The organism is Sporosarcina sp. resist (assembly GCF_014302295.1).
In the GTDB taxonomy this organism is placed as follows: Bacteria; Bacillota; Bacilli; order Bacillales_A; family Planococcaceae; genus Sporosarcina; species Sporosarcina psychrophila.
In genome coordinates this window covers 109,098-128,207 of sequence record NZ_CP060287.1, presented here as the reverse complement: position 1 = coordinate 128,207, position 19,110 = coordinate 109,098, and the positions used below count along the sequence as shown (strand labels likewise).

20 protein-coding genes are annotated in these 19,110 nt (G+C 41.2%); 3 read left to right on the top strand and 17 right to left on the bottom strand.

All coding sequences use genetic code 11. From position 1 onward, the window contains the following. Nucleotides 1-153: 153 nt before the first annotated feature. The 12 genes from H7992_RS00630 to H7992_RS00575 all read right to left on the bottom strand — a co-directional run bounded on the left by H7992_RS00630 (nucleotide 154) and on the right by H7992_RS00575 (nucleotide 11,232). Complete coding sequence (locus H7992_RS00630; protein ID WP_187046375.1) at nucleotides 154-690, bottom strand: chromate transporter; 537 nt, start codon at nucleotides 688-690, stop codon at nucleotides 154-156. Further along, nucleotides 687-1,232, bottom strand: a complete 546-nt coding sequence (locus tag H7992_RS00625; protein ID WP_067213793.1) for a chromate transporter — start codon at nucleotides 1,230-1,232, stop codon at nucleotides 687-689. Before H7992_RS00625 ends, H7992_RS00630 begins: the two co-directional genes overlap by 4 nt. 56 nt (nucleotides 1,233-1,288) lie before the next feature. Next, entirely contained in the window at nucleotides 1,289-2,893 is a 1,605-nt protein-coding gene (locus H7992_RS00620; RefSeq protein WP_187046374.1) for a gamma-glutamyltransferase family protein, read from the bottom strand. A 32-nt stretch (nucleotides 2,894-2,925) separates the two neighbouring features. After that, nucleotides 2,926-3,936, bottom strand: a complete 1,011-nt coding sequence (locus tag H7992_RS00615; RefSeq protein ID WP_370569940.1) for an ABC transporter ATP-binding protein — start codon at nucleotides 3,934-3,936, stop codon at nucleotides 2,926-2,928. Next, nucleotides 3,851-4,912 (bottom strand): ABC transporter ATP-binding protein, encoded by a 1,062-nt coding sequence (locus tag H7992_RS00610; RefSeq protein WP_187046373.1) that lies wholly within the window; start codon nucleotides 4,910-4,912, stop codon nucleotides 3,851-3,853. Before H7992_RS00610 ends, H7992_RS00615 begins: the two co-directional genes overlap by 86 nt. Nucleotides 4,913-4,920: 8 nt before the next feature. Continuing rightward, complete coding sequence (locus tag H7992_RS00605) at nucleotides 4,921-6,462, bottom strand: ABC transporter substrate-binding protein (protein WP_187046372.1); 1,542 nt, start codon at nucleotides 6,460-6,462, stop codon at nucleotides 4,921-4,923. A gap of 19 nt (nucleotides 6,463-6,481) precedes the next feature. Beyond that, a complete protein-coding gene (locus H7992_RS00600; RefSeq protein WP_187046371.1) occupies nucleotides 6,482-7,378 on the bottom strand; it encodes an ABC transporter permease in 897 nt (298 codons plus the stop codon). 16 nt (nucleotides 7,379-7,394) lie between these two features. Further along, nucleotides 7,395-8,336: a nickel ABC transporter permease gene (nikB, locus tag H7992_RS00595; protein ID WP_187046370.1), complete on the bottom strand. Its 942-nt coding sequence runs from the start codon at nucleotides 8,334-8,336 to the stop codon at nucleotides 7,395-7,397. A 313-nt stretch (nucleotides 8,337-8,649) separates the two neighbouring features. Beyond that, nucleotides 8,650-9,093, bottom strand: coding sequence for an Lrp/AsnC family transcriptional regulator (locus H7992_RS00590; protein ID WP_231885753.1), 444 nt, complete (start codon nucleotides 9,091-9,093; stop codon nucleotides 8,650-8,652). 227 nt (nucleotides 9,094-9,320) lie between these two features. Further along, complete coding sequence (locus H7992_RS00585) at nucleotides 9,321-10,631, bottom strand: serine hydrolase (protein WP_187046369.1); 1,311 nt, start codon at nucleotides 10,629-10,631, stop codon at nucleotides 9,321-9,323. 64 nt (nucleotides 10,632-10,695) lie between these two features. Next, nucleotides 10,696-10,998: a hypothetical protein gene (locus tag H7992_RS00580; RefSeq protein ID WP_187046368.1), complete on the bottom strand. Its 303-nt coding sequence runs from the start codon at nucleotides 10,996-10,998 to the stop codon at nucleotides 10,696-10,698. 6 nt (nucleotides 10,999-11,004) lie between these two features. Then, nucleotides 11,005-11,232, bottom strand: a complete 228-nt coding sequence (locus tag H7992_RS00575; protein ID WP_149581802.1) for a helix-turn-helix transcriptional regulator — start codon at nucleotides 11,230-11,232, stop codon at nucleotides 11,005-11,007. A 305-nt stretch (nucleotides 11,233-11,537) separates the two neighbouring features. Between H7992_RS00575 and H7992_RS00570 the strand changes: the two genes are divergently transcribed. Beyond that, nucleotides 11,538-12,902 (top strand): FAD-dependent oxidoreductase, encoded by a 1,365-nt coding sequence (locus H7992_RS00570; RefSeq protein ID WP_187046367.1) that lies wholly within the window; start codon nucleotides 11,538-11,540, stop codon nucleotides 12,900-12,902. 182 nt (nucleotides 12,903-13,084) lie between these two features. Here H7992_RS00570 and H7992_RS00565 read toward each other — a convergent pair whose 3' ends face one another. Further along, nucleotides 13,085-13,405, bottom strand: a complete 321-nt coding sequence (locus tag H7992_RS00565) for a DUF4183 domain-containing protein (protein WP_067204413.1) — start codon at nucleotides 13,403-13,405, stop codon at nucleotides 13,085-13,087. Between the two features lie 89 nt (nucleotides 13,406-13,494). Further along, nucleotides 13,495-13,908, bottom strand: coding sequence for a DUF4183 domain-containing protein (locus H7992_RS00560; protein WP_187046366.1), 414 nt, complete (start codon nucleotides 13,906-13,908; stop codon nucleotides 13,495-13,497). 275 nt (nucleotides 13,909-14,183) lie between these two features. Here H7992_RS00560 and H7992_RS00555 point away from each other — a divergent pair, with 275 nt between their 5' ends. After that, nucleotides 14,184-14,810 (top strand): flavodoxin family protein, encoded by a 627-nt coding sequence (locus H7992_RS00555; RefSeq protein WP_067204408.1) that lies wholly within the window; start codon nucleotides 14,184-14,186, stop codon nucleotides 14,808-14,810. Nucleotides 14,811-14,933: 123 nt separating this feature from the next. On the opposite strand, the gene H7992_RS00550 is transcribed toward H7992_RS00555, so the two are convergent. Next, a complete protein-coding gene (locus H7992_RS00550) occupies nucleotides 14,934-15,785 on the bottom strand; it encodes a dimethylarginine dimethylaminohydrolase family protein (RefSeq protein ID WP_187046365.1) in 852 nt (283 codons plus the stop codon). Nucleotides 15,786-15,917: 132 nt separating this feature from the next. On the opposite strand from H7992_RS00550, the gene H7992_RS00545 reads away from it, so the two are divergent. After that, a complete protein-coding gene (locus H7992_RS00545) occupies nucleotides 15,918-16,655 on the top strand; it encodes a YqcI/YcgG family protein (protein WP_187046364.1) in 738 nt (245 codons plus the stop codon). A gap of 101 nt (nucleotides 16,656-16,756) precedes the next feature. Here the strand turns inward: H7992_RS00545 and H7992_RS00540 are convergent, their stop codons facing one another. Both H7992_RS00540 and H7992_RS00535 read right to left on the bottom strand, forming a co-directional pair. Then, nucleotides 16,757-18,067, bottom strand: coding sequence for a D-serine ammonia-lyase (locus tag H7992_RS00540; RefSeq protein WP_370569989.1), 1,311 nt, complete (start codon nucleotides 18,065-18,067; stop codon nucleotides 16,757-16,759). A gap of 149 nt (nucleotides 18,068-18,216) precedes the next feature. Beyond that, nucleotides 18,217-19,080 (bottom strand): Rpn family recombination-promoting nuclease/putative transposase, encoded by an 864-nt coding sequence (locus H7992_RS00535; protein ID WP_187046362.1) that lies wholly within the window; start codon nucleotides 19,078-19,080, stop codon nucleotides 18,217-18,219. Nucleotides 19,081-19,110: the final 30 nt, after the last annotated feature.

Here is a 19,110-nt window from a genome sequence, read left to right as displayed (position 1 = left end):
CGGTACTCCATTGCAAATAGGAAAACGCCATTGCCAGATTTAATATCTGCAATGGCGTTTTTAAATACGGTTTCCCATAAATTCTAGCTTATCAAGGTTTGTTATTAGCAGGGGGCTTGAGACATTAAAAAAACCGCTTTTGCAGTGTAAGGTTCACCAGTCAATCCCAGTCAATGCCCCAAAACTTAGCGCTAGCATTATAACGAATGCCGGATGCCAATTCCACTTTTGAAGCATTAGAAAACTTGCCAGGGCGATAACGCCGGTGAATAGAAACCCAATACCTCCGACAGATGTTTGCACAAACTGGACAGTCATGAACAACAAGAGGATGGCAATGATTGGCCTGATAAGTTTCGTTATACTTTTCACTTTGGGATGGTCCTTGTATTTCATGAGGATCGCCATTAATCCAATCATTAGAAACAGAGAGGGTGCAACGGACGCAAATAAGGCGACAAATGCTCCGAGAATCCCACCTTCTGAATAGCCGATGGATGCAGCCATTTTTGTCGCAATTGGTCCTGGTAAGGAATTCCCGATAGCGACAACCTCACTGAATTCTTGGGTGTCCATCCATCCGTATGTACCAACTACTTCATTCTCCACGAGAGGAATTGTAGCTGGTCCGCCCCCGTACCCTAGCATTCCGGATATGAAAAACGCGAGAAACAGTTGCACATAAATCATACTTTCACCCTCCTACTTTTAATTGGAAGGAAGATGAAAACAAGGACGATTAGTATAATAAATGCAGGATGTACATTCAATACTTCCATTAAAATCCCCGCGGTGACCATCATCGTCAGTGCCTTCTTCCAACCAAGAGTATCGCCGGATTTTTTGATAAAATCCCAGGCTAGTATGCCTAGCATAACCGCCACGACTGGCACAACGGAAGCGGACATGTTTTTAACCCATGGAATATCTTTGTATGCCTGTAAGATGCCAATTAACATGATCATCATTAAGGACGTCGGTATTACAGAGGCAAGTATGGCATTGAGACAGCCCAACTTCCCCCCCACTTTGTAGCCAATATACCCTGCCAATTTTGTTGCAATCGGTCCAGGCATCGCATTTGCAAGCGCGAGTGTATCACTGAATTCGTCTTCATCCATCCATTTGTATTTGCGTACGACTTCTTGATGGAACAGCGGAATTGCAGAAGGTCCTCCGCCGAAGCCCAATAAGCCTACTCTGCAAAAGGCGATGAACAAATCTTTTTGCAACCCCCACCTCCCCTGAACAGGTAATTTCTCCTCACTCGGGGAAGTCTGTATACCTTTCACCAAACTGCAAGTGCTCCGTCTGTGCGAGATTCAGTTCCGCCCTGAAGCACACCCGTTTCTGGATTTCGCCATATAATTTGCCCGCGTCCGAAACCTCCGCCATCCGGTGAAATTGTCACTTCATGGCCTTTTCTAATAAGCGCCTGCACCAGATAGTTCGGGAACTCCGGCTCTACCAGTACTTTTCTTGCTTCCGTCCACTGCCACCTTGGCACGTCAAGCGCTGCCTGTGGATTTAGCAGGAAATCGATTGTATTTATGACTACTTGAAAATGGCCTTGCGGTTGCATATAGCCTCCCATTACCCCAAATGGACCAACCGCTTTTCCGCCTTTTGTGAGGAAGCCAGGAATAATTGTGTTATATGATCGTTTACCTGGTCTAAGGACGTTCGGGTGGTTTTTGTCGAGCGAAAAATCATGTCCTCGATTTTGAAGTGCAATCCCTGTTCCAGGAACAACAATACCTGAACCAAATCCCATGTAGTTGGATTGAATGAAGGAGACCATGTTGCCTTCTTCATCTGCCGTAGCAAGATACACGGTACCACCCTTCGGCAATTCATACGGTTGTGGATCCATCGCTTCATCTTCAATCAGCAAGACCCGCTTCGCCGCGTATTCATCCGATAACAAGTGTGCTGTCTCGACTGGCATATCCGCTTCTTCTGTAATGAATGCCTTGCCATCTATAAATGCTAGTTTCATACTTTCAATTTGTTCGTGAATCGTTTGAGTAGACTCCCACTCTGGTTTACTCAGTTTCTTGTAAATATTTAGCGCCATCAGTGTTACCATTCCATGACCATTCGGGGGGATTTCCCATACATCATAGCCTTTATAATTCACGGATATAGGGTCAACCCATTCTGGTTTGTATGTAGCAAGATCTTCTTTCGATATAAAACCGCCATATTTTTTCATGCAAGCTACAATTTCATCGGCAATTTCGCCTTCATAAAAATCGCGTGCATCTGTTTCAGCAATGGCTCGTAGTGTTTTTGCATGACCTGGTGATGACCACATCTCACCCGTTTTAGGTGCGCGTCCATTCGGTGCAAACGTTTCGAACCAGGTATTGAATTCATCACCGCTGCATTGTTCTTTAAACTTTTTATACGCAATTGCCCAGTACTTACCAAGTATCGGCGTGAGAGGAAAACCTTCTTCGGCATAGCGAATCGCTGGTTCCAACACTTCCTTTAAAGGGAGCTTGCCAAACCTACGTGACAATTCCGCCCAAGCAGCAGGCGTACCCGGCACCGTAATAGGAATCATTCCGTATGCAGGCATCTTGTCGTGACCAAGCGCCTTCACCGCTTCCGGCGTCAAAGTTGCTGGAGCTGGCCCTGATGCATTGAGTCCGTACATTTTATCCTTCACCCAGACAAGTGCGAATGCATCGCCCCCTATGCCATTTGAAGTTGGCTCGACAACAGTAAGTGCTGCCGCGGTAGCAATTGCTGCATCAATTGCATTGCCTCCTTTTTGCAAAATATCCAAACCCACACTTGCGGCAAGCGGCTGTGATGTAGCGACCATACCTTTTCGAGCAAATACCGTATGACGTTTAGATTGATACGGATGATACAAGTAATCCATGAAAATCCTCCTCTGAACTATACTATTTCCTGTTATATTTTTATGCCTGCGAAATGACAGGCTGCGAAATGTTGCGGTTCCACTTCTTCCCAAACTGGTTTCTTTTCACTACAAATACTTTGAGCAACAGGGCATCGCGTATGAAACGGACAGCCTGTCGGCGGATCTGCCGGATTCGGTAAATCACCTTTTAGCCTCACCCTAATTCTCTTAGCATGAACTGATGGCCTAGGGATTGCAGATAGTAGTGCTTGCGTGTATGGATGAATGGGGTTATCGAACAACGATTTTACAGAGCCTAATTCCACAGTTGTCCCTAAATACATAACTAGCACTCGATCGCAAAAGTATCTTACAACGCCTAGGTCATGCGAAATAAACATGTATGACAAGTTATATTTAGTCTGCAATACTTTTAATAGTTTAAGTACTTGTGCTTGAACAGACACATCCAATGCGGAAACAGCCTCATCACATATTATAAAAGATGGGTTAAGTGCTATTGCACGAGCAATCCCAATACGCTGACGTTGGCCGCCACTAAATTCATGTGGGTAGCGGTCAAAATGTTCTTCTTTAAGTCCCACTTCCTGTAATAATTGAATTACTGTATCCCGCTTTTCTTTTGGAGATAAATCGGTATGCATTGTAAATACCTCTTCCAATGCATTTCCTATACGTTGTCTTGGGTTCAATGAAGCGTAGGGATCTTGAAAAATCATTTGCATTTCTTTAACAAACTTTAGTCTTTCTCTTCTTTTTAAGTCTTGAATTTCATTGCCGCGAAAAAATACTTTACCTTCTGTGAGGCCTTCTAAACCTAATACAGCCCGTCCTAATGTTGATTTCCCACAACCAGATTCTCCTACTACACCGAGACTTTCACCTTCATATAACTGAAGTGAAACGTCTTCAACCGCTTTCACTTGTCCTTGCACACGCTTTAGTACTCCCCCCTTAATTGGAAAGTATTTTTTCACTCCCCTCAATTCCACTAGCACTTCTGGCGAGTTCTGTTCTGTGTACTTCATTTCCACTACCATCAAGTCCGACCTCCTCTTGTAACCAGCAACTAACTGTATGACCATTCGAAACTTTAAATTCAGGCGGGGATTCAATCCGGCATTTATCCATGGCAAATTTACATCGAGGATGGAAACGACAACCTGATATTTCTTCGCTCAGACTTGGTAAAGTTCCCGGAATCGCTTCAAGTTCAAAATCCGGATTATCAATATCTGGTACTGAATTGAGAAGGCCGATAGTATATGGATGTTTCGGATTGTCGAAAATTTCTCCTACAAGCGCTTCTTCTACTTTCTGTCCTGCATACATGACCATCACCTTATCTGCGACTTCCGCAACAACCCCCATGTCATGCGTAATCATCATGATTCCCATATCGAGTTTTTCTTTCAACTCTTTAATCAGATCAAGAATTTGAGCTTGTATCGTTACATCAAGTGCGGTTGTTGGCTCATCCGCAATGAGCAACTGAGGACCACATGAAAGAGCAATAGCAATCATTACGCGTTGTCGCATCCCGCCACTCAGTTCATGTGGATACTGCCTAATTCTTTTTTCAGCATATGGCATACCTACTTGTTCCAGTAACTTAATGCCTTGTTCATACGCCTGTTTTTTTGTTAATTTTTGATGAAGCATTAGTGGTTCAGTTAGTTGAAAGCCAATTGTAAGTACTGGGTTAAGGGCGGTCATTGGTTCCTGAAAAATCATCGACATCTGATTACCCCGTATCTTTCTCAACTCTTCAGGGTGCAGATTATGAATCGGTTTACCACCCAGTAAAATCTCACCCGACGATATGTTGCCGTTAGAAGGAAGTAATCCCATTACCGATAGAGACGTGATACTTTTCCCGCATCCGGATTCTCCCACAATACACAATGTCTCCCCTTTATTAATAGAAAAGGAGACGTCCCGAACAGCAGGAAGTGTTCCTTCCTTCGTTCGGAAAACAGTGACTAGATTTTTCACCTCAAGCAATGTCTCCTTCATAATTTCTCCTACTTTCTAGTAACGTCAGTGATATACCATTTTCCATTTGGATCGAGTTGCAGACCAGAGTATTCTTTATTTAATGCTGCTGTAACAAATCCATGATTCATAACGACGGCTACGTCTTCATCGAGCATTAGTTTATTTGCCTGCTCTAAATAATTTTTACGCTCATCCTGATCAATTGTGCTTCTTGAAGCATCCACAAGCTTATCGAATTCAGCGTTACTGTAATGAGAACGGTTAGAAGAACCAACGTTATCACTATGGAAGTTCGGATAGAACATTTCAGATCCATCAGCTGTTACGTTTGCCCAGCTCAAAAATGTCAGATCATAGTCTCCCGCTCTTGCTGTATCCAGGAAAGTTGCCCACTCCATCGATTCAATTTGAACTTTGAAACCTGCTTCCGTTAATTGAGCTTGTACGATTTCAGCCATAAGAATGAAGTTAGAACGGTTCGCCGTCAGTAACTTGATTGGCTCTTTACCGTATCCATTCTTTTCAACAAGTGCTTTAGCTGCCTCCACATCATATGGAGTCCCCGCTTTATCAGCTGATTCATCATATCCGAAAACTTTTGGCCCAAGGATACTATCACTGCGAACACCAAGTCCATTCAATTTGGAGATAAATGCATCACGGTCAATCGCGCTCGCTACTGCTTTTCTAAAATCAGGATCTTTGTTACGATCCTTCGCATGGTTGAATGTAAGATAGTAAATTGTGGTTCCTTCTTTTTTCTCGATATTAATATTTCCCATCCCTTCCAGACGTTCAATTTGCTCTGTTGGAAGATTATCGATGAATTGAACTTCCCCAGCTTGTAGCATGGAAATAGCTGTAGAAATTTCAGGAACAACTTTTATTGTGAATTTATCCATTTCGGGTTTCCCACCCCAGTAGTCTTCATTAGCCGCCATTACAACCTGATCGCCAGGCGTCCAACTTACGAATTTATATGGCCCTGTCCCTACTGGTTCTCTCATTAGGTCTTGTTTTTGATCAGCTGTAGGACTTACAATAGCCGCGTTAGTATGGGATAGCGTTGCTAGGAATGGTCCATACGGATAAAGCGTTTTTATTTCAATAGTATGTTCATCAATAACAGTAATCGTATCAATTGGTTCCATAAGCGAAGCACGTGGGGCAGCTGTGGCAGGGTCACGCAGTTTTTCAAAAGTATATTTCACTGCTTCCGCATTAAATGGTGTACCGTCATGGAAACTAATATCCTTTTTAAGCTTGATAGTCCAAGTGAGTTCGTCCGGATTTTCATAGGACTCAGCTAGTAGCGGTTCAATTTCCATCGTATCTCCATTTAACTTAAACAGTTGTTCATATAGATGTTCAGTAGCATTAGCAGATACAGAGTCATTCATTAATATAGGTGAAAGTCCAACGACATCACTTGTTGTTGCAAAAATAATAGACTTTTCACCGCCCTTATTACCATTTCCTTTTTCTTTTTCTGAAGACTCCCCCTCAGAACATGCCGCGAGCATCAATAACAAACTAAAAATAATTATAATTAGTGAGTTTTTCTTCATTTTCTTTCCCCCTAAGTTTTTAGTGAATATCCATGTTCGGATCTAACGCATCTCTTAAACCATCACCAACAACATTGAAAGCAAATACAGTTAACATAATTGCAATACCAGGAATAATCGTCAGATGTGGAGATGTCCACATAAAACTTTGCCCCTGCGAAATCATCGCTCCCCATTCAGGCGTCGGTGGTTGAGCCCCCAATCCCAAATAACTAAGTGAAGCGGTTGAGAGGATTGCTGTGGCCATCCTCATTGTGGCAAAAACAATGATTGGGGCGAACGCATTAGGCAATATATGTTTTAGCATTATTCTAATGTCGGAAGCACCCATTGATTTCATAGCCATAATATATTCTTTTTCTTTAATCGATAAGACGGATCCCCTAACAATACGAGCACATGTCGGTATAGACCAAATACTGATAGCAATTGCAACATTCACAAGACTTGTACCGAGAACTGCAATGATAAGCATCGCTAGCAGAATTCCTGGAAATGAGAACAGTAAATCCACGATTCGCATAATAACACCGTCAAGTTTACGATAGTAACCGCCTAACAAACCTAGCGTTACTCCGCCAATCAGACCTAAAGTCACCGCAGCTATTCCTACAACTAGCGAAACACGGGCTCCGTAAACAATACGACTCCATACATCTCTTCCATAATTATCAGTTCCAAGCCAATGACCTTCACTGAGCATAGGAAGTTCGCTTGCAGATAGATTCTGCTTGACCGGATCGTGAATAACGATAAACGGCGCAAATATTGCCATCAATATCTGAACTAGAATAATAATACAACCAGCCACAGCCAATTTATTTTTTAATACTTTTTTTAACGTGGCAATATAAATTTTCTCTTTCTTGTATGCTGTTTTCTTTTTTAATTTCAATCCGCTAACAGATTGCTCCATATTATTTTCTCTCCTTTCAATCGTATTTGATTCGCGGATCAATAAACGTATAAATAATGTCAACAATCAAGTTCACAATAACAAACAATGTTGCGACGAGTAATACCGACCCTTGAACCATCGGAAAATCTCTTGAAGCTATGGCATCAATCATTAGACGACCAATACCATTTATAGCAAATACCTTCTCTGTGATGATTGTCCCACCCAGCAAAAATCCAAAGTTCAGTCCGATAACTGTTATTACCGGAATCATTGCATTTTTCAATGTGTGAATCCAGATTACATTACGTTCTTTTACTCCTTTCGCCCTTGCAGTCCTCACATAGTCTGCACGTATGACTTCAAGCATTGAAGAACGTGTCATTCGAGCGATCATCGCTGCCGAACCAGTTCCAAGGGTTATAGCCGGTAAAATTAGTTCTTTTATGCCCTGCCATGTATAAAAGGGACTCGATAGACCCCCTACTGGTAATATTTGAAAATTTACTGCAAATACAAGAATAAGTAATGCACCCAGCCAAAAATTCGGAATGGATATTCCCGCGAGTGCGAAAGTGGTCGACGATACATCGAGCCAAGAATTGTGTCGTAGTGCTGAAATGAGCCCCGCGGAGATGCCGATAATAACAGCAATTATCATACTCGCGATAGCTAATTTGAGCGTATTTGGAAATCGCACTGCAATAGCCTCTGATACCGGCTGTTTTGTTTGGTATGAGTAGCCAAAATCACCCTGTACTGCATCCTTTACATATCTTCCGTATTGCACTAGAAATGGATCATCGAGACCTAAATTAGTTCTTATTGCAGCCAAATCAGACTCAGTAGCAGTAGGTCCTCCAATCATCGATGCCGGATCGCCAGGTGCGATGTGCATTGAAGAAAAAACGAGAAAAGAAATTCCAAATAGAAGGAATATAAGTTCAAAGGCCCTACGTACAATTAATGCAATCATTAAATCCCCCCACATCTAATCATTTGTTAACCAAATAACCAACTTTACTTAACAAATGTCGTTATCAAGTTAGATACGAGTATAAAACAAATATTCCGTTAAAGCAACATAATATTTCGTATAGTTAGTATATAGAGAATTTACACTACATTCAGATCACCTGATTATCATATACCGCCAAATAGTAAGTAGATGATGCCATAACCTTACTATTTGTACTGAAATGGAATTCTCATTAACGACAGTACATTCAAACACTTCGTTTCACAAAATAAAAAAACCTATCCAAAGATAGGTTTTCACTCTTAATTATTCACAATTTCAAACCGGATCGACTCTTAAAGCGTCGAAGTAATATATGACTCTCTACTCTCGTTATCCCATCTAGTGCATATAATTCTTCGTTGATAAACTTTTCCAAATCCGTAAAATCATCAACCAACACATGCATATGAAGTGTTGATGGACCTGTCATTTGATAGCAGCTCGCAACAGAAGAAATATCAGCGAGTGCCTCTGCTACACTCACTAAAGACGATGGTTCACAGTCCACCTCGAAGAATGCCGAAACCCCCTTTCCCACTTTTTCGCTATTCACTACAACTGTAAAACGCTCGATAGTACCATCCTCTTGAAGATTATGAATTCTTTCCCGTACTGCAACACGTGACAAGTTAAGTTCTTTACCTATATCTACATAAGAGAGCCGTCCATTATCTATGAGTAGTTCGATAATTCTTTTATCAGTCACATCCATTAATAATTCCCTCCTCACCATTATGTATTAATTATTAAAGTATCTTTAACAATTGTACATAAAACACTTATAATATAATTCATAATGTATATTAATTAATATGCACTGTTCACAAGTAAAGGTCAAGCAGCCCATTTAGAAAGTCCCCCTCGGAACATTATAAAGGCAAGAGAATATGAATGTGAAAGCCATCGACATTTCAATGTTCGATGGCTTTTCCAGATTCATTACACCCCCATGAGTTCCCTTTGAACTTTCAATCGGAAATCTTCACTTCCAAGTAACTTCGATTCGAATGAATTCATGTTTTTTCTGATGAGCATTCCTTGCCAGAAGTTCAGGTCGTCTATCAGGAAGACGATTTCGATTTTATCCCCATTGTGATTTTCTGCATACAATGCGTCGTTCAGTATGAATGCGGTCGATCCTCCCTTTGCGCCTAGGTGGACAAAGCGGTCATGATTGCTCTCGTTTAGCTGCATTGGCCATTCAAGTAAATCTCTTATGGTTTCAGCAGCTGTCGTCGGAAGTTGGTCGTTCGAAATTACCGTTAGTAACTTCCCGTAGTCGCTGGCGGATGCACCAATTAAACGATCTGACCACACTTTTTGAACACCCCTAGACGAATTATATTTCATATCTCCAGTTTGGATTGTTCCCTCTTTCATTTGTTCACTCAGTTCTTCAGCTAATGTACGATATTCATCCATCGACATGGACTCGAGTTTTTTGATTAATTGCTTATCGTTCATCGATTCACTTTTTATTTGATTTGGAATTAAGACTGCGCTGACAATTGGGTAGACTTCCTCATGCTGTGTTAGCCCGAGGGCCTTTGCCCGCTCATTGATGGCAGATATTCCGAGCAGGTCGATTAGGTAGTCCGTGTTGGCGTTGGAGCTATAGGTGGCCATCCCTTTTGCGACATCATGCAATGTCACTTCGTTATTTTCGATTTTGTCTTCACTTTGCATCGCCTTTAACCACTCTTCATGAGCCCCGCCATCCGAGTTTTTTAAGTAGTAGCGGTTTAAATCCGCAACCGGTACGGAACTGTCTTTGTTCAGCTGGCCTGTATCGATTTGCATAGCGTATTCGGCAGCAATCAGTATCTTCACGGTACTTGCCAGCGGTCGTACTACATCCGATTGGTACCTGGTTAATGCCACACCGTTTTCAGCTAGGTACAGGGAGGTCGTTTGTGGATTGTCCTTCAGATGGTTTAAGACATACTCCGGATTGTCTCTCAATATGGCGAAGCCCGCGATTCCTATAACTAAAATAATTGATCCATAGATAATTAAGCGCTTTTTTGTATACGTTTTTTTATCGAATACAATCATTGCAAAGAAACCGACTATCAATGCAAGTAAGTAATTAACGCCGAAAACTAATACGGTGATAATGATGCCGAGTACAATTGCTACCGTTACTATTGCTTTCCGCATCTCCTCTTTTGTTCTGTTCTCTTTTTTGACTAATGGCAAGAGTGTAAGAATCACGATTCCTACCATCCCAATCCACGAAAGAGTATTCACACAACAACTCCCTTTCTTACAATCTTAGTTTTTCACGTACATTACGTGTGAGCGAATAGCTAACTTAATACTTTCTTTTTAATACCGATAGGATAGTTGCTTGAAGAATTAATAATCCTGTGACTAAAAACCAAATTGCCAATTTATACGCTTCGTAATCCAGGGTGCTGATGAATCGATTATACAATTCGAGGAAAAGCCACCCGAGAGGCAATAGTGGAAATACTATACTATATGATTTATTCGAAATACTTTTTCCACGTTCGTCTTTGTATTCTTCACCCCATTCAAATTTCAAAGAAATAAATATTGCAATAAAGAAAATTACTACATAGACAAGATTAAACACAGCAAATAAAATATCCATAATTTCTTACTCCTCCTCGACTTCATATTGAAAAACTTCGTGTAAATCTACCCCAAACATCAGTGAGATGTCATATGCTAATTTTAAAGATGGATTGTACCTATTTTTTTCCAGAGAAATAATTGTTTGCCTGCTCACCCCCAATTTATCAGCCACTTCTCTTTGTGATAAGCCTCTTTCGGCCCTTAGTACAACAATTCTGTTTCGTATCTTTCTTTCATTAGTTAAAGTCATTTCATCACCTCTTATAAACAGAGTGTAATATATTTCATTCCTAAAGTAAAGTTTCTTTAACACATGGTATGAAATATATTACCAACCCCATATTAATATACTAGAAAAGAGCACCCATGAATTAGGGGATTTAATTAGCCTATTTAGTCCTGGTTTCCGCACACCAAGCTACATTACAACCATGGTGCTACGAGTGTATGGACCGTTGTTAGTAGCACATCCATAGTCATCCTCTTCATAGTTCTTAAAAACCGTCTGTTTACACTTCCACTAACAAGGTAATAGATAGACAAGGAGGGTGAACAATGAAGAAATTTGATGCAGTCATTATTGGGTTTGGTAAAGGTGGAAAGACACTGGCGGCAATGCTGGCTAAAGAGGGTCAGCGCGTTGCAATGATTGAAAAGTCGGCAAAAATGTATGGTGGAACGTGCATCAACATTGCTTGTATTCCAACGAAATCACTCGTTTTCCAATCTAATAATCGTAAATACTCAGAAGTACCTAAAATGAAATTTTATAAAGAAGCGATTGAAGAAAAAGATCATTTAACTTCATTTTTGCGCGATAAGAATTTTCATATGCTAGATGACCTTGAAAAGGTGACGGTCTTTACAGGAGTTGCTTCCTTTTTAGATGATGATAAGATCCAAGTGAAAACTGACAATGAACAATTCGAGTTAACAGCGGATAAATTCTTTATTAACACAGGTTCTTCCCCTATCACTCCGCCAATTGAGGGATTAGAGGGGGCTGATTTCATTTATAATTCGACTACTCTTCAACAATTAGATACACTTCCTGAAAAGTTGGTCATCATTGGTGGAGGTTATATTGGTCTTGAGTTTGCTTCGATTTATGCGAGCTTTGGTTCAGAGGTGACGGTTATTGACCATTCACCTGAGTTTTTACGGAATGATGATCGTGATATCGCAGAAGAAGTGAAAAAAGTGCTGGAGGCAAAAAATATCACGTTTGTAGTAGACAGCAGCGTCGAGTCAATTGAAAATCTTGATGGTGGTGTGGTTGTTTCTTATAAGACGGGTGACGCTGATCATGCGGAAGCTTACGGAAATGCAGTTTTACTGGCTACAGGCAGAAAGCCAAACACTGCAGGATTAGGTCTTGAAAACACTTCTGTAGAAGTAAATGATAGAGGGGCAATTGTGGTTGATGATTCATTGAAAACAAACGCTAAAAACATTTGGGCATTGGGTGATGTGAATGGTGGACCACAGTTTACTTATATTTCACTAGATGATTTCCGGATTATCAAAGACCAATTAGTTGGCGATGGAAACTACACGAGGAAAGCCCGAAGTAACGTCCCCTACTCTGTTTTCATTGATCCGGTTTTATCGCAGGTAGGGTTGAATGAAAAAACGGCTAAAGAAAAAGGGATTGCCTACAAAGTGGTCACACTTCCAGCAGCTGCGATTCCTCGTGCCCGTATCGTGAAACAAACGGACGGATTATTGAAAACCCTTGTAGATCCAGACACCAAAGAGATTTTAGGTTGCACACTATTTTGTGCTGAATCCAGTGAGATGATCAATACAGTACGTATTGCAATGGAAGCAAAATTGCCGTATACATTTTTGCGGGATACCATTTTCACACATCCCTCGATGAGTGAGGCGCTGAATGATTTGTTTTCTAAAGTGGAATAACAGCAGAAAAAGAGAAGATACCCATCACGGATATCTTCTCTTTTTGATAGCTGAAATTGGCAGATTCGCGGGGAAAATTACTTTTTGAGGATTGGAATTTCTTCCTGTGAGGAATTTAAATCGGGTATAGGTTGGTACCCATATCCATCGATCAGCTTGTCCCACATAGCCAAAAGTTCCAGTTAAGTTACTGTTACTAACTCTACTGCTTCTATAACCAATGGAGTTCCAGCAGATATACTGCCGGTGACAGTATTAAAGGTCAATTCTGTTGCAGAAATTGTATACGAATCGCCCTCTTGTAACACACCATTTAAATAAAAATTATAGTAGCCATTTGTTACTACAGGAAAAGCCGTTGCAGCCGTTCCACTGTCATCCAAAAAAGTAGTTGCAGCGACAGTAGTACCATCTTCGACAACTAAAGGTGCTGCCAATACATTAAAAAACCTCGTCGAAGTACCTGAAACGTTCACGTTAATATTAATAAGGGTAAGCGCCATTTAATTCACCTCCTTTCGTCTTTAGTATAGTAGATGCAGAATTCGATAAGATGACAGGGCTGTCCATCTAAAAAGCTAAACTAATTTCACTAAATTAGTTTAGTCGAAAATGACAGCAATTCAACAATAATGGGCGTACGCGCATAAATTATGGCATTAGCCGGGCTAATCGTTAGGCTATTCGTACTCACTTCATACATTCCACCTTCTTGCATTAATGCATTGATGTATAAATTAGCATAGCCATTTGGGCTGAAATTCATAAATTCAATCGTTGGACTTCCATCATCGTTATAAAATAGATTTGCTGGAATAGTTACCCCGTTAGTCACATTAATGTTAGCTACGGGAATATAAAAATATCTTTTCACAGTCGGTATGATACTAAATTCAGAGTTATTTGTTGGGATAACTTCTATAGGTGTCTGGCATACAATCTTTTTGCTATAGTTTTTGTAATCAATCATTCTTACTACTTTTTTACACTTTTTATGTCTCTCCATGATCTTATTGCCCCCTACCATACTATATGATGATAGGTAGTTAGCCGACTGACCGTTTCGCCCTGTTCGACAGACAATTATTATTGGCTACTTTGAAGTACTATCTTTATCATCGCTCAAAATTTAAAATCCCGCTTAGCTGTGGCGTTTATGATCCTTTTTTTGCCCAATGGGTAGGACATTCGCGCCTATTATGGATTTTTCTTCAAGACGTTTTTGATTGGCCCTACAGGGTACTCATAGAGTAGAAGACAAAATTACAGAGGAGGATTTTGATGCGCCCGTTGAAAGCACTAATTTTGAATGCGTCGTTGAAAAGTTCGGAGGAGGAATCGAATACGGAGGCACTTGCGAAGAAGGTCTGCCAAATTTATGACAATGAAAATATCGTGGCAGAGGTCGTTAGACTGGCAGATTACGCGATCTCCTACGGAATGAGTCCTGATATGGGAGATGGCGATGAGTGGCCACAAGTATTTGAAAAGGTCAAAGAAGCCGATATTCTTATTATTGGTACACCGCTTTGGCTTGGAGAAAAAAGTAGTATAGCAACGCTTGCCATTGAAAGATTGTATGGAAGTAGCGGAGAGACAAATGATAAAGGACAAGCCATTTATTATAATAAAGTAGGCGGTGTTGTTGTAACAGGTAACGAAGACGGAGCAAAGCATGCCGCCGCTTCCATTCTTTATGGGTTATCGCATATTGGGTTTGTCATTCCTCCGAATGTCGATACATATTGGGTTGGAGAAGCAGGACCAGGACCATCTTATATCGCTGCAGGTCAAACAAATGATTTCACAAAAAAGCATGTTGAATTGCTTGCTTATAATACGATCCATCTTGCTAGAATGCTGAAAGAACATCCAATTCCGGCACAAGGGAATTTGCTTGATAGCTGATGCACAAGAAAGCACCCTCGATGGGTGCTTTCTTTTTGATATTAAGACAATGGCTATGTAGGAATACCTTTATATTCCCTAACAATCAAAAAACCCCACTTCACAGCGAGGTTCACAATCGTTCTATTCCCTATTGACAGGCATTGAACAACACCTAAAAGAGCCACCGGATTTAATGATTTCATCGAATTCGACTTCAATAACTTCGAATCCGTGCGCACGTATTTGTGCATTGACTTGTTTGTTTTGAGGAAGGCTGAATACTTTTTTCTCGCCGATTGACAAGACATTGGTGCCCATTGTGAATTGTTCTTCTTCGGAAACCTCAATGAGCTTGTATGTTGCTGTCAGCATATCGACAATGCTTGGATCAAATGCTTTCGAAAAAATAAGTCCTACTTCGGGTGATAGGATGTTAAATACGCAGTCTAGATGCAGGTATTTTTCATCGAAAGGAACAGGAATAATCGTGTAATCTGGAAGATCATCTTTTAACTTTTCAGCTGCTTCTATGGATGTCCGGCTACTAATGCCAACAAACAATGTGCCGCGATCGACGATGACGTCTCCACCCTCTACATGATCAGTTGTGGTTTGGAATGAAATATCCTCGTCTTCAAGCCATTCCTCGAGTGCTTCTTCTTCCCCTTTACGAATATCGCTTGCCATTTCGGAGACAAAAATGTCATCTCCTACAGTAAATCCGATATCCCTTGTGAAGACTTGTTCCGGGAATTTTTTGGATGATGGCAGTTTGATGACTTCAACTCCGTGTTCTTTAAGGAGTTCTTCAAATTGTTTATGTTGTTTCATTGCCAATTCAACATTTATATTTTCATCTTCGTATTCTTTCTGTACGTCGTTAATCACTTCTTCAATAGCCATAAACCTAGGCTGGCATAGGATTACACGGCGTAGCGTATCATACTCTGTATTGCATTTTGTAGTGTCTGAATTTTCTATAGGGGAATTCATGCTGGATCCTCCAATTATTTTTTGTCTTCTTTACACTTCCCCATCAAATTCTATTTAAACATTTTAATGGTTTTGTCCCCCGCCTAAGGGGAATGAGTATATATAGAGATTGAGATAAATGGAGGGGAAACAATGATTCTGAAAGATAAGTTTTTATTGACAAAAGAGGATTTTACAGAGCGTACCGATCTGCCTAATTGGCTGTTGAAGGAATACCAAACGTTCCATGAGACGGTGACGGATAAGACGTTTCCTTGTTATTTCGGTATGGGAGGAGAGCTCAAGGGCGAATTACGCTATGGATATGTGACACAGAATGACTGGTCCAATTTGCCGGAAACGTTGAAGTCGTTTTTGGCGCTTTTCGACAACCCCGCGCATAAGCGGCATGGATTATTCGTGTTTGTTGAGCCATTTGAAACAGAAGGTTCTTTGGATGAGTATCGGCAGCAGTTCTGGGAAATGTTGCAGTACTTGCACGGAGTGGATGAAATTGAATGGCCTGCCGATAGTCCCCACGATCCTGCTCATCATCTATGGGATTTCCGTTTTCATGGCGAGCCGATTTTTGTGTTTGGCAATGCACCGGCCTACAAGCAACGGAAGACGCGGAATCTTGGCAATGCAATGGTACTCGGTTTTCAGCCTCGTCGCATATTCGAGGGATTGAAAGGAACGGAAAAAGGCGGGGTCATGTCGCGGGAAAAAGTTCGTGAACGCGTCGAAGTGTGGGATCAGTTACCAAAGCATCCGGATATTAGCCATTTCGGAGATCCAGAGCATAACGAATGGAAACAGTTTTTCATTGGGGATGATGTGGAACCGATTCAAGGACAATGTCCATTTTCACATAAAGAGAAGATGAGCTAGTTGGTACCCAATAAAGACAAAAAACCTCACACAAGTGTGAGGTTTTTTATTATTCGCAATTATTTCCCAACTTAATGTCGATTTCCCGGGAAATAACGGGATTATTTCCCGCCCATATCATAATACGAATTCATCTCTGCTTCAGGCACCATACTGCCACCTGTTGCCCAGACAAGATGGGTAGCTTTTGCTGAATTAGCATCCTTCACATTTCCATGGATAGCTTGTACTGGACCAGTCATCCCCGCGAGTGCGGACGGCTCGAGTCGAATATTTTCTGTGTCTGCGATCAGTTTCAATAACTTGAACATCGTTTCGTCCGCAATCGTATAACAGCCGGATAATAACGGTTCCATTGTCTTGCCAACGAAACCAGATGCTGTACCAACTGCGAGTCCGTCTGCAACGGTTTTATTGTCTAGACCGAAGTCTTGAACTGAAATCTTGTCGTGAAGACCAGTCATCATGCCGAGCATCATGCACGGGGAATGCGTCGGCTCCGCGAAGAAACAGCTGACTGCATCGCCGAATGCAAGCTTCAATCCAAATGCTACACCACCAGGACCGCCACCGACTCCGCAAGGCAGATAAACGAATAACGGGTTGTCTTTGTTAACGATTGTGCCACGCGCTTTCAACTGCGCCGCAACACGTTCCCCCGCCACTGCATAGCCTAAAAATAAGTCGAGTGAGTTTTCATCATCAACAAAATGACAGGAAGGATCTGCATCCGCTTGGCGACGCCCTTCTTCAACAGCTTTACTGTAGTCGTCGGCGTATTCAACAACTGTGACGCCTTTTTCACGCAGCATATCCTTTTTCCATTGTTTCGCATCTGCAGACATATGGACAGTGACATCGAAACCGAGCTTGGCGCTCATGATGCCGATGCTTAGGCCCAGGTTTCCTGTCGAGCCGACAGCGATTTTATGTTTCGAGAACAGGTTGTGGAATTCCGGCTCTGCAAATTTAGTATAGTTGTCAGCAATTGTGATCAATCCGTGCTCAATCGCAAGTGTTTCGGCATGTTTTAAGATTTCGTAAATGCCACCGCGCGCTTTGATTGAACCTGAAATTGGCAGTGCGTTGTCTTCTTTCAGGAGAAGTTCACCTGAAATAGCTGCTTTGTATTGATTGGAAAGCGCTTCTTTCATGTTTGGAATAGCAGTAATCGGTGATTCGATAATACCGTTCGAAACTTTTGTTTCCGGGAAGACACGCTCGATATATGGCGCGAAACGTTTCAGACGGTCTGATGCATCTTTGACGTTTTCTGCAGTCACACCTGTTTTTTGAAGACCAGTTGATGTTGATTCAACTAAGGGATTGAGCCAGAGCACTTCTTCACGTGCTGTCATCTGTCCGATGAGCGGAAGCTTCTCTTTCCATTCATTTACTTGTGTTTTTTCCATCATTTTTATCGCCTCATTTTTTTGAATGTTGTATGAACAGTATAACATGTGAGGTGATTTAGAATCATATTCCTCGTCGTATCCCTTCATGAATACCTCTAATAATTAAATACAGCCCTACCAAGAGTATCGGTAAGGCTACACTTTTTTCATTGTATTTGATTGATGATAGCATGTACTTTTTCTTCGGGCATTTTCATAACCCTCGTAATCATTTCAACTGAAAACCCTTCTGCATGCATGCTGAGAACAGTTTCTTTTTCACCTTCCTCTTTACCTTCCCTCCTAGCTTGCTCCCTTCTCGTCGCTTGGTCCGATAGCCATTTATCGCGTGCTATTGCACGTTCACGCATTACTTCATCTTCACTAATCCGATGCAATTCATCATAGGCCTTTTCGATTCCCATGTCAGTCATCGCAACCTCCTCCTTTGTTTTATCATCTCCAGACAGAAATAACATCCACTTGGTTAATAGATCTTCATCAGTCAATTCTTCAGTCATCTGCACTTTGGGCAGCTCCAAAACGTGAATTTCTAAGTGGTCTGTAAATTTGATAAGCTTTTCTTTTTCCATTAAATGAAACGTACTATGAAAATGGTCATTTTGCAAGAACTTGAAATTTGTAATAGATATTTGAATTGTTTTGTTAAGTTTTTCATAAGCCTCACCAGACTTTAATTGTCCAAGATACATTCTTGCCCAATACAACAGCATACGATTTTCAAAACCGCTATGATACTCCAATTGCATCTCGATATCAATTTCTACATTTTCAGTTGTTCGAACCCGAATATCCAAAATCGAATATTTCTCGTCCACATATTCTGCCCCGAGGTATGAATTTAGGAACATAATCTCTTCTACTTCTTCAGTCAATATTGCATTCAGCAAAAGAATAAGAAGACTCTTATTTTTTTCCTTCCCAAAAATTGCTTTAAACACAAGATCATTCCTTACGTCTAATAACCTACCTGAATACTTCTCCGGCTCTTCCCTTACAAGTGCGACCATTTAAGCGCCTCCTGTTTTAGTATTCCCTTC

Bases quoted from the DNA above. Each gene is read 5' to 3' on its own strand.
- H7992_RS00630 (WP_187046375.1), bottom strand. From the start codon at position 690: ATGATTTATGTGCAACTGTTTCTCGCGTTTTTCATATCCGGAATGCTA.
- H7992_RS00620 (WP_187046374.1), bottom strand. From the start codon at position 2,893: ATGGATTACTTGTATCATCCGTATCAATCTAAACGTCATACGGTATTT.
- H7992_RS00615 (WP_370569940.1), bottom strand. From the start codon at position 3,936: ATGGTAGTGGAAATGAAGTACACAGAACAGAACTCGCCAGAAGTGCTA.
- H7992_RS00610 (WP_187046373.1), bottom strand. From the start codon at position 4,912: ATGAAGGAGACATTGCTTGAGGTGAAAAATCTAGTCACTGTTTTCCGA.
- H7992_RS00605 (WP_187046372.1), bottom strand. From the start codon at position 6,462: ATGAAGAAAAACTCACTAATTATAATTATTTTTAGTTTGTTATTGATG.
- H7992_RS00600 (WP_187046371.1), bottom strand. From the start codon at position 7,378: ATGGAGCAATCTGTTAGCGGATTGAAATTAAAAAAGAAAACAGCATAC.
- nikB (WP_187046370.1), bottom strand. From the start codon at position 8,336: ATGATTGCATTAATTGTACGTAGGGCCTTTGAACTTATATTCCTTCTA.
- H7992_RS00590 (WP_231885753.1), bottom strand. From the start codon at position 9,093: ATGGATGTGACTGATAAAAGAATTATCGAACTACTCATAGATAATGGA.
- H7992_RS00580 (WP_187046368.1), bottom strand. From the start codon at position 10,998: ATGGATATTTTATTTGCTGTGTTTAATCTTGTCTATGTAGTAATTTTC.
- H7992_RS00575 (WP_149581802.1), bottom strand. From the start codon at position 11,232: ATGACTTTAACTAATGAAAGAAAGATACGAAACAGAATTGTTGTACTA.
- H7992_RS00570 (WP_187046367.1), top strand. From the start codon at position 11,538: ATGAAGAAATTTGATGCAGTCATTATTGGGTTTGGTAAAGGTGGAAAG.
- H7992_RS00565 (WP_067204413.1), bottom strand. From the start codon at position 13,405: ATGGCGCTTACCCTTATTAATATTAACGTGAACGTTTCAGGTACTTCG.
- H7992_RS00560 (WP_187046366.1), bottom strand. From the start codon at position 13,908: ATGGAGAGACATAAAAAGTGTAAAAAAGTAGTAAGAATGATTGATTAC.
- H7992_RS00555 (WP_067204408.1), top strand. From the start codon at position 14,184: ATGCGCCCGTTGAAAGCACTAATTTTGAATGCGTCGTTGAAAAGTTCG.
- H7992_RS00550 (WP_187046365.1), bottom strand. From the start codon at position 15,785: ATGAATTCCCCTATAGAAAATTCAGACACTACAAAATGCAATACAGAG.
- H7992_RS00545 (WP_187046364.1), top strand. From the start codon at position 15,918: ATGATTCTGAAAGATAAGTTTTTATTGACAAAAGAGGATTTTACAGAG.
- H7992_RS00540 (WP_370569989.1), bottom strand. From the start codon at position 18,067: ATGGAAAAAACACAAGTAAATGAATGGAAAGAGAAGCTTCCGCTCATC.
- H7992_RS00535 (WP_187046362.1), bottom strand. From the start codon at position 19,080: ATGGTCGCACTTGTAAGGGAAGAGCCGGAGAAGTATTCAGGTAGGTTA.